This window comes from Microcoleus sp. AT3-A2, assembly GCF_036705685.1.
GTDB lineage: Bacteria > Cyanobacteriota > Cyanobacteriia > Cyanobacteriales > Microcoleaceae > Microcoleus.
Window position 1 is genome coordinate 1 of the sequence record NZ_JAUBVF010000107.1, and the last position, 8,907, is coordinate 8,907.

An 8,907-nucleotide genomic window follows, 5' to 3' on the forward strand; every position below is an offset into this window, starting at 1 on the left:
ACTTGAATGGCTTAATTGGAAATCAGAGACAAGCTGCATGAGTATAATTACTCACTACAAAAGTGACATACTCCCTCTGGCTGTTGAGTGCAGCTTGATATTCACCTTTGAGTAGCCTCTCATATACTTCTTCATTAAGTTGCCAACTGTGCTTGCTTAAATCTCGTGCAATAGTAGTAAGTAATACTGGGTGTTGCTGTGCGATTGCGTTTATGCCTCTGAGAAAATTTGCACTAATCAAAGAACTTGGTGCACCGTAAGATTGAAGGATTTCAGCAGCTTCATCATCAGTAAAAAGTGGAACTTTCATTGAATGAAGAATTGTATTTCCTATAAATTCCTCAAGACTGAATGGAAGCTCATAGGGGCTGGTTGACAAGATCCGAACATCATGTAATCTGCACGCTCTCGTTAGCTGAATCAGTTTTTCTGAAAGTTCATCACTACCTGAAAGTTCTGGCATATCGTCCAGCACTAGCATTGCACCTTCACCAAGTCTTTCACATAGCTGGCAGTACCACTCGTATTGATTGCTTTGCGATGTTGTGCCCGTTAGTTCCCTACAGACCGCATCTAATTGCTGACAGGCTGCTCTACGGGTTAAGTCCCGCAACCGCACCCAAGCACGACAAGTGCCAATAGCTTGAGCCACTAATATAGCGAGGTGGGTTTTACCCGCTCCAGCCATACCGTCAATGGCTATCCAACTATAATCGTTAAAAATGCTTATTATTGATTTGACAGTTTGCTCCCTATGACTTAGATTCTCTGCAAGCAGAGGAATACTAATAATGGGTGGAGTTGGAAAGTAATTAATTGCTACATCAAGACCCTGCTGTTGAATCAAGCGCTGCACTTGGTCATTAACTTGTGAAGCGATCGCATCGGGCAACTGTATAAAATTTTGCTCCAGAGTCCCCACACGCAATTCAAGGTTCAAAAGGCTCACTATAAGATTTTGCAACAGGTTACGGTCTTTCTCACTTAGCGTGGGAAGTGAAAGCTGATGCGTTCGCTCTTCTACTGTAAGTTGTTTGATATCAGGCTGAGAAAGTAGTTTAAAAACATAGAGGAAAAGCCTTTGATACTGCTCGTTTGCTTGAATTTCATTTGTAGCATATTCTTGTCGAATGAGAGTTTGTAGAATCCAAGTTCTTAATGATTGAGGATCTGGTGTATTCGTACTCCACTCAAAGCTACAAATTAGATCGAGTAGTTCCTCCTTGCTAGCGGCTGTGATAAAATTCCGAAATACTGCCCAAGTTTTCTCAGAAAACTTTTTGGGTTTAGAGTCCTTACTTAGAATTATACGGATGCCTCCTAAAGCTTCATTTTGAGAGATTCCTGTTAGAGTCCCTTGGCGGATCTGTTCCCATACAACAATGCCTTGTTTTTTCTTAAGCATTTCCGGAGAATGTTTTTCTATAGTAACTGAGGCAGTTGTTGTGTAAAGAAATTTTAATTTTTGCTGTGAATTATTCTCACGATGCTCAACAAAATTAGCAATGGCTGTGACAGCACTCCAAAGCGTAACAGAAGAGTTGTAGTTTTTGACCTGTTCGAGTCGTCTTTCCTCTTCTCCAGAAAGTGAACGGGAAATTAAATCTATATCTTCGCCACACTCTAGTTCTAATAACTCTCCGGGTGACAAAGAAAGCCAACGCTCAATGGTCAGATCGACCTGATAGACATATCCTCGAATGGTGTCCGATGCGTCTCTATTAGGCTGTGGAGTGAAAGCAGGCATAGTTAAATATACTTAGATGGGTAGATGTTCCCCATCTATTTGAATATTATAAGCAGCCAGCCTTCTCAAGAGTAGCCCTCAGAAGTTGGCTAACCAAACAATTCCTCTAACGGAATAGAAAATCGCGATCGATCCTCTCCACTAGCCGATCGAGCATAAGTCGCTTGATTGCGAATCGCTAAAATCTGCTCTTCATCCCGCAGCATCGACGGCGTAAACTGGTAACGCTGTTGCCGGAGGTCGTTCAATGTCACCTTCAATTCATCGGGCTGTTTGCCTTGTACCCGATCGCGATAATAGATTTCCTCAGCACATTTTCTCACCGCATTACCAATTTCTGCTGGCGTACAAAGCCTGTAATCCCTCAATAAAATCCGCCACTCATCATCTGTCCAAGGCGACTCTGAAGAATTACGAAACTCTGGAAAATATTTTTTGAGATGAAGATTGAAAATCTCGTACATCGCCCCTTCGTGAGGCAAATCCACAAAGAAAATATCATCAAAGCGACGAATTAATTCCGGCGGTAACATCCCCAAACGGTTAACTGTCGCCACGATATAAATTGGGTATTGATGCTCTTGCATCCACGTTAAAAGCTTCCCCGATAACCGCCTAGAAACACCGCCATCTGCATTGGAATCCCACCCTGCAAAACCTTTATCAAAATCATCCCAATAGAGAATTGTAGGACTTAAAGCCTGAGTCAGTTCCAGCAATTCGCGCAAAGCTAAATCTGGTCTGGAAGAACCGACAATCGAACCCCAATCAGCCGCCAACAGCGGTACTCCCATCTTCTTAGCCGCAAGTTTAGCACTCAGACTTTTGCCCGTACCCGGCGACCCCCAGAGAATCATTCCCTTGGGAAATTTGAGTCCGTATTTCTCTGCTTCTGGACTCAACAGAGAAGCCACCTTTGACAGCCACTCGTCTAGCAAGTCTAAACCACCTGCATCCGGCACATCTGCCTCGGCAATAAACTCTAAGCCTCGCCCCCGCAGCTTGTTAACCTTGTGGTCGAGCACCAACCGCGCTATTTCCTCCACAGTCGAAGCAAAAGCTAGCGATCGCTCCAAAATCAACTCGATCTCACCTTGTGGCAACCCCTGGCAAGCTCGAACCAGAGCAGCTTGCAACACCTCGTCGCCTTTGTCGCCAAGCCAAGGATTGCGATCGCAAAACAACTCCACCACCTTTTGCGCTGCAACTCGGGACGGTAATGGAGTCGTCAGTACGGGAATCAACGGCTGCAAGTTCACCGGCAGTTGTATGTAGTTTTCCAGCATCACCCAAAACTGAGGAACCGCAGACCAAGATGAGTGATAGTAAGCATTTGCCAGTTGAAACCCCAGACGCGAACTCACCTGACCGGATTCGTCAAAATCTAGCACTCCCTCAAGAATGTAAATTCCCTCTCTCCTACTCTCTAATAGAAACTGAAGCACGTCAGAATCTGGGTGCAAGTCAGTATTTTGTAAGATGCACTGACCGTCCCAACTCACAATTTCCTGCAAGCAACTGTACCCAGAGTTCCAAAAGAAAACAGGCAAATGCAGTTCCTGCCCCCAATTGTGGAACTGTGCTAACACTCTGATTCGATCGGGGGTGTAATACTCCAGCCCGACAATCTTAATGCCTCTTTGGGCCAAAGCCAGCCAGTCATTGAGGGTACGCATAAATTCAACGGCAAGAAATATTCAAAGGTACTCTTCTCATTGATAGGCTACGGTCGAGCGTTGCCATCAGCCAACAGTTCTACAGCAGTCAAACATCCTCTTAATTCTTAGGAATTATTTACCTAATTTCCTCAAGATACATAATTATGTATTTCGGCTACTCAAAAAAAGATACACCGAAATATTATAGAAATTTATTTCACAGGAAAAACTATTAATTATTATTATTAATGATATAAAAAAAAACTAATTATAAATTTGATGAAATTTGAGAGCGCCTAACGGCGCTGTTAGCCGTGAAGTAGTTTAATTAAATCAAACTTTATGGCTACAACAACAGCTAAAAACCATAACTCTCGCCCCTCCAATGGAGCGGTGACTTTGAATGGCAAAAGCAATGGTGCTGCTAAGTCAAAGAGCCCAGCGACAGCTACCCAATTGCAGGTCAGTCGCCGTTCGACACTCACTGTAGAAGAGCAAGCAGACGCACTTCTAGACCGCGTGCGAACTACCATCCTGAAAAAATTTGGAGTCAAAATTCAACTGCGCGAAAAACGCCTCCAAACTAAGGTAGGTCACGCTACCAAAGAAAAACTTGGTTTGGATATTGCTGCTCAGTTGAAAAAACGCGGCAAAACGATGAACTGGCAGCGTTGGAATAATGAAGTGTTTCCAGCTTTATTCGGTCAACCTGATGCACTGCGCCACGATATTGAAGTCATTGCTCTTGTAATGGCCAAACTGTACGACGTTTTCGAGATTGACCCGCAAGAAGCAATTAAAGGTCTCGTCAAATTCAATCAAGAATCGCTTGCTAAGCGCAACAGCTATAACAAGCAGGATGAATCCGATGATGTGGATGACTTAGAAGATGAACTTGATGCTGATGAAGATGAGGAAACAGATGAATCTGAAGAAGACTTGGACGAAGACAGCGAAGATGATTTCGATACCGAGGAAGAGGATGAAGAAGATGATGCTGATGAAGATGAGGACGAAGATGAAGATTTAGAATAATCTTTCACCCTCGGTCAAATTTTACAGCTTCCTTCACCGTCGCTATTGTCGAATATGTAAAACTCTGCTTTACCTAAAAACGGTAGAGTAGAGTTTTTTTATTTTATTCATATTATTAGTATTAATAAGATTTCAGCTTTTATGGGAATATTTAAAGTATTAAGTGCTTTTAATTTAATTAATCCTACACATACTTATTAATGTTTTATTTGAAAATTAAAGTCTATGATTAAACTTAAAGAGGCAGCGATTGCTGCTGTGTATATGAACAAACTTGAATTCAGGAAAATTGAGAAATGAGAGTCACTGAAAAAGTTCAAAAGACTAATGCAACCCATACCGCTAAAGCTAATAAGACTCAGATAAAAGCCCTCGACAAGTGCATTAGTTACAACGATAAACTTCGCCTAATGGTACTAGAAGTTTTGAGAGAAGAATCAGGTCGGGAACTGGCAAGTGTTGCTCGCTTTAACGGTGGCGAATTTGATTGGGAAACACATAATGCCCAATTTCGCGCTGACTACAGTGAAACACCTTTAAAGGAGTTGATGCGTGCTGGTCGCATCCTATACGGATTGACCGATATGGATGCAATCCGCGATCGCCGCGCCAAGCATCGGGGCATTCGCAATCAACGGCTCGCCCGTCAGAGCAGCGGAGTCGCTTCAAGCTCGCAAAGTGTACATGAAGAAGTGAATGTTGCTGACGACGACATCGATGATTTGGATTGAGTCGCTTGAGCAACTAAGAATATCAAAAATTGCCCGTTAAGGGCAGCTTCCCTACTCCTCATTCTAGGAGTGGGGAAGCTTATTGCCACCCACCCACCCTTGGATTGAGAGCTATTTTATTTTGTTAGAGCTATATTCGACCTGGATGTGAATTTTAAGGGGCTAAAAAAGGAGGAAAAAAGAGGAGAAAACAGCACATTTATTACTCATTACACCTTCTATTTCCTACTTTTAGCCTCGCAATGAGTATAACTACTCATCATTCTTTCTAAAGAATTGTTGCTTTTAACGCGATTTTTTGTGTTTTAGACCCTTCTAAATCCTCCTAAATCCTCGTAATATGTAGGGTAGTCGCATAGCAAGCCATGTCAAATAGACGTAAGAGGGGAATAAAAATGAGCAATTTATGGTTTTTATGGTTTTTGTAAGACTACGATAGGAATTGTTGAAAGTTGAAGTTAGCGATCGCACACTCTGCTCTGATGATGCCTGAAGCTTTGCGATCACCATTCACCCCTAAGCCGGGATACAGACGTTAACATCACACTTATGGCACTGTGCTAACGGGACTTAAACAAAATTTAAGCCCAAACAAGCCCAAATTGGCTTTAGATGCAGCAAATACGTCATGATGAACTGTTAGCTATATGTGCAAAGCACACGCTACGCGAACAAAAAGTCGAAAAAACATAGCTATTCTAAAGGCTTCTAAATAATGATGCATTTTAAATTTTCACCAAAAATTCTGCAAAGGCTGGGAGAAGAACTTGTTCCGAATCCAGACCAAGGAATCATCGAATTGGTTAAGAACTCTTATGATGCCGATGCTACCGAATGCACAGTAGAACTTATCAATACTAGCGCCATAGGTGGCTCGATTATCATTTCAGATAACGGTTTTGGTATGGATAAAAATGCCATTAGCGAGGGATGGCTGGTGCTAGGTCGCTCGAAAAAAGCTATCCGTGAAGTTACCCAATTAGGTCGCTTACCTGTAGGAAATAAAGGATTAGGTAGATTAGCTGCTCTACAGCAAGGTTCTCAAGTAATCTTGAAAACTAGACCTGAAGATGAGCCCAGAGTTGAATATTCTTTAACGATTAATTGGAATGATTTTAAGGAAGCTGATGTAGTAGAAGATGTTCCTTTTGATGTCCAAAAAAGTAGCACGGATAAACGGCATGGGACTGACATTATAGTAAGCAATCTTAAAAAAATATTCACTAAACGCGATATCCAAAGACTAGCTAGGGAACTTTTACTGCTAGCAGATCCATTTAATAATCAGGCTGGTTTCCGTCTTCAACTTATTGCTTCAGAATTTTCTGAGATTGAAAAACAAGTCAATAATGCTTATTTTGATGATGCTGAATATCATTTAAAAGCTTATATAAATGAAAGTGGTATTGCAGAAGCAAGTTTACTAGACTGGCAGGGAAAAGTAAGGGTTCATGCAGAACATAGTAAACTTTCTCAAGTAAATTCTCAAGAACCTTACAAAACACCCCCAACAGAATTTGAATTGTGGGTATTTTTACTAAATCCTCAAAGCTTTTCAGCTAAAAATTCTTCTGTGTCTACCACACAAGTTAGAGAATGGCTTGCTCAAGCTGGAAATGTTCGTCTATACCACCGTGGGCTTCGGGTAAAACCCTATGGTGATCAAGACGATGATTGGTTGAAATTAAATTATGCACGATCTAGAAATCCAGAGGTACGTCCTTCTACAAAAACAGTTATTGGTAGAGTAATTGTCCAAGACTCTGAAGATATGTTAGTTCAAAAAACTGATAGACTTGGTTTTATTGAAAATGAAGCATTTTTAGAGTTAAAACGCTTTGCAATTGATGTATTAGAATGGATGGCTAAAGAAAGGCTTAAGGTTACTGAAACGCAAAGAGAAAGGGTTAAGAAACAAGTTCCTCATGATATTACAGAAGCTAAAGCAAGAATCGAAGAAGTTATTGAAGCAGAAGTTCCTCAAGAATCTCGCCCTAAAGTCCTAGGGGCTGTTCAGCAATATGAAATTGTAACAGAGCGTGAAACAAAGGTATTGCGTGAAGACCTTCTGCTTTATCGTAGTTTGGCTACAGCAGGAACAACAGCAGCAGTTTTTGCTCATGAATCTGGCAAACCAGTAACATTAATTGAAAAAATAGCGAGGAGAATAGAAAATAAGGGTCGAGAAAGTCTAAAGGAGAAATACCAAGAATTTTTAGAAGACCCTGTTTCAAAGCTTTATAAAGTAAGTCAGTCATTACTACGGTTCTCAAATTTTCCACTGCACTTTTTAAAACGAGAAAAACGCCGTTCAAGTGTTGTAGATATTCACAGCGTGATTGATGATATTATTGAAATCTTTCAACCTTTTTTTGATGACGGTAATATTCAAGTTCAAAAAATTAAGATTGATGGTAAACCTTGTATTTATGGAAGTATTGCTCTTCTAGAGTCCATTATTATAAACCTTTTGACAAATAGCATCAACGCTTTTAATGTGGATGGCGGATGTAATGAAGGACGCAAAATAATTATATCTACTGAAACTGGAGGAGGTTATGTGAAGCTCAAAGTTTTAGATAATGGACTTGGTATCCGTGATATAAAAATAGATGAAATATGGTTGCCTGGGAGAACTACTAGACCCGGTGGTACAGGTTTGGGATTGACAATTGTTAAAGATTCTGTATCTGATCTTGGAGGAATGGTAAAAGCAATTCCAAAAGGTGAATTAGGTGGGGCAGAATTTATTGTAGAATTACCAATTAGTAGATAATAAGAGTTTTATGGCAATAACAGAAGTTTTAAAGAATAAAATAATAGCTGTAGTGGACGATGATAAAATGTTAGCAGAAACAACTGCCTGGGATGTAATAGAAGCTGGTTATGAGCCATTTTTATTGTTCGATGGAAACTTTACAGATGTTAATGCAATGGTATCTTTTATTCTTAGCAACAATGCTGTAGGTGCTGTGTGTGACCATCGATTAAGTAATTCTGGACTGGCTAATTTTGATGGAGCCAAATTGGTAGCAGCTTTATATGATATAAAATTTCCATCGCTGCTTGTAACTCAGTTTACAGAGATGGATACATCTTTTTCGATTAGAAAATGTAGAAATAAAATACCTGTACTACTAAGTCGAGAAGAAACCAATGCTTCAAGTATTGCTAAGGGAATAGAAATTTGTACCTCAGAACTTTGTGGTAAAATACCGAGTACCAGAAAAACTCGTAGAACGATAGTTAGTATTACTAATATTGCTCAAGAATCTGGTGAAACTGTTGTAGATGCATTTGTTCCCAGTTGGAATCCCCATAAGGCAGTTCGTTTTCCAGCTATTCTTGTTCCTGAACATTTAAGGGATTCACTAAAGCCTAATGTATGTTTATTTGCTCATGTAAACACAGGAGCAGAAAAATCTGATGACCTGTATTTTGAAAAATTTGAATTAGCGCCTGAACCGGATGAAGATGATGAACTTGCCTGAATTGATTATTTTAGATGTTGGACATGGAAATTGTACGTTAATCAGAGATGCAAATGATTTAATCGTTATTGACTGTCCACCTGGGGGTACGTTGGCAGAGACTCTTGAAAATCTATCTATTAAAGAAATCTTACATATCCTCATTTCCCATTCTGATGCAGATCATATTGGGAGCATGTCACTTTTGCGATGAGTATAAATACTCGTCAACTCCAGCATGACTTTTTTACGGATCATCAGTATAA

Annotated in this window: 7 protein-coding genes; 5 read left to right on the forward strand and 2 right to left on the reverse strand. The window is 40.4% G+C overall.

What is annotated here, in order from left to right:
- Positions 1-22 precede the first annotated feature (22 nt).
- On the reverse strand, positions 23-1,747 hold the full coding sequence (locus tag QUB37_RS28710; protein WP_333168562.1) for a hypothetical protein: 1,725 nt from the start codon (positions 1,745-1,747) through the stop codon (positions 23-25).
- An 89-nt stretch (positions 1,748-1,836) separates the two neighbouring features.
- Positions 1,837-3,423: an AAA family ATPase gene (locus QUB37_RS28715; protein WP_333168563.1), complete on the reverse strand. Its 1,587-nt coding sequence runs from the start codon at positions 3,421-3,423 to the stop codon at positions 1,837-1,839.
- Positions 3,424-3,747: 324 nt separating this feature from the next.
- Here QUB37_RS28715 and QUB37_RS28720 point away from each other — a divergent pair, with 324 nt between their 5' ends.
- From QUB37_RS28720 to QUB37_RS28740, 5 genes are all read left to right on the forward strand, one after another.
- Entirely contained in the window at positions 3,748-4,440 is a 693-nt protein-coding gene (locus QUB37_RS28720) for a hypothetical protein (protein WP_333168564.1), read from the forward strand.
- A 296-nt stretch (positions 4,441-4,736) separates the two neighbouring features.
- A complete protein-coding gene (locus QUB37_RS28725) occupies positions 4,737-5,171 on the forward strand; it encodes an aminoacyl-histidine dipeptidase (protein ID WP_333168565.1) in 435 nt (144 codons plus the stop codon).
- A 715-nt stretch (positions 5,172-5,886) separates the two neighbouring features.
- Complete coding sequence (locus tag QUB37_RS28730; protein ID WP_333168566.1) at positions 5,887-7,947, forward strand: sensor histidine kinase; 2,061 nt, start codon at positions 5,887-5,889, stop codon at positions 7,945-7,947.
- A 10-nt stretch (positions 7,948-7,957) separates the two neighbouring features.
- The gene (locus QUB37_RS28735; protein WP_333168567.1) at positions 7,958-8,662 is read left to right on the forward strand and encodes a hypothetical protein; all 705 of its coding nucleotides are present in this window, start codon (positions 7,958-7,960) and stop codon (positions 8,660-8,662) included.
- The gene (locus QUB37_RS28740) at positions 8,649-8,855 is read left to right on the forward strand and encodes an MBL fold metallo-hydrolase (RefSeq protein ID WP_333168568.1); all 207 of its coding nucleotides are present in this window, start codon (positions 8,649-8,651) and stop codon (positions 8,853-8,855) included. The genes QUB37_RS28735 and QUB37_RS28740 overlap by 14 nt, the downstream gene beginning before the upstream one ends.
- Positions 8,856-8,907 lie beyond the last annotated feature (52 nt).

Excerpts from the sequence above, each read along its gene's own strand:
- QUB37_RS28710 (WP_333168562.1), bottom strand. The coding sequence starts at position 1,747 with ATGCCTGCTTTCACTCCACAGCCTAATAGAGACGCATCGGACACCATT.
- QUB37_RS28715 (WP_333168563.1), bottom strand. The coding sequence starts at position 3,423 with ATGCGTACCCTCAATGACTGGCTGGCTTTGGCCCAAAGAGGCATTAAG.
- QUB37_RS28720 (WP_333168564.1), top strand. The coding sequence starts at position 3,748 with ATGGCTACAACAACAGCTAAAAACCATAACTCTCGCCCCTCCAATGGA.
- QUB37_RS28725 (WP_333168565.1), top strand. The coding sequence starts at position 4,737 with ATGAGAGTCACTGAAAAAGTTCAAAAGACTAATGCAACCCATACCGCT.
- QUB37_RS28730 (WP_333168566.1), top strand. The coding sequence starts at position 5,887 with ATGATGCATTTTAAATTTTCACCAAAAATTCTGCAAAGGCTGGGAGAA.
- QUB37_RS28735 (WP_333168567.1), top strand. The coding sequence starts at position 7,958 with ATGGCAATAACAGAAGTTTTAAAGAATAAAATAATAGCTGTAGTGGAC.
- QUB37_RS28740 (WP_333168568.1), top strand. The coding sequence starts at position 8,649 with ATGAACTTGCCTGAATTGATTATTTTAGATGTTGGACATGGAAATTGT.